Source organism: Streptomyces sp. CO7, assembly GCF_053474865.1.
Map to the genome: position 1 here is coordinate 76644 of NZ_JBRIOU010000003.1, position 1152 is coordinate 77795.

The 1152-nt window shown below is 77.5% G+C and carries 1 protein-coding gene; it reads right to left on the reverse strand.

Annotated features, from left to right (window positions below):
- Nucleotides 1-962 (reverse strand): hypothetical protein (locus tag ACOV8S_RS10225; RefSeq protein WP_448317895.1); only part of this gene is annotated, 962 nt, incomplete at its 3' end.
- Between the last annotated feature and the right edge of the window lie 190 nt (nucleotides 963-1152).

Sequence of the window (1152 nt, forward strand, 5' to 3'; positions counted from 1 at the left end):
CCGCAGGGCTCCTCGCCGGTGGCGTACGGCAGCCGCAGCTCGCCTCCCTCGTCGAACCGCCCGGCGCCGGTGAGCCAGCCGGCAGGCGCGGCCACGTGCCACACCCGCCGGTCGGCGGGCCGCCACAGCCCGATCCAGGTGCCGCCCACCCCGTCCACCCGCAGCGCCACCGAGCAGGCCTCGGGCGTCAGCACCTGCCCCGGCTGGATCGCGAACGGCGTCATCACGCACTCGGCGGGACACAGCCCTTCGGGGAACCGCACGGGCAGTGTCGAGCCCAGCACGCCCCAGCCGAGCCGGTGCCGCCCGGGGGAGGGGGCGTCCGAGCGGATCAGCAGCAGCCCGCTGTCCGGGTCGGCCGTCACCAGCCGGTCGTCGCTCTCCGCCGAGATCTGCAGCAGTGGCGAGACCTCGCAGCCGCGCGCCAGGTCCACCACCACCGTCTTGGTGCGGCCGCCCGCCTCACGGTCGAGGGCCAGCATCCGGCCCTCGTGGTCCAGCCACACGCCGCCCGAGCAGCGGCCCCGGATCTCGCCCAGGTGCTCCGGACCGCAGGAACCGCCCGCCACCAGCCACACCGCCGTGGACCCGCCGGGGCTGACCGCGACCGCGTAGGCCCGCCGGCCGTCGGGGGAGGGCGGCAGCAGCCGCATCGACTCGCCGTCCGGGCACTCCACGGAGCCGACGGACAGCTCGCCCGTGACGGGACCGGTCGGGTAGAGCAGGGTGAAGGTGTGCCGCAGGCCGGCCGTGCGGTGGATCAGCACCCGGCCGTCGCTCATCGGCTGGACCTCGGCGTCCGGCTCCTCCGGCTGGTTGCCGGGCAGCGGGACGACGTACGGCTCCGGCCCGCCGAGGGCCCACCGCTCGGGCAGCCAGGACTCGCCGTCCGCGGCCAGGGTCAGCCGGGCGGCGTACGTCCCGTCGTGGGTCAGCACGCACTCCGGCGCGGGTGGCGGCAGGTACCGCGCGACGGGACGGGGCGCGGTCGGCTCCCGCACCCAGCGGGACGCGGGACGGGGAGACGTTTCCGCCGCGGCGCGGGCCGGACGCGTGGCCCGCGCGGTGGTCACCTCGGCGCCCTTGAGGACCACGGGCCGCACGCCGCGTACCCCCTGCGGGGTCGGCACGGCGAACCCCTGGCCCAGGGAG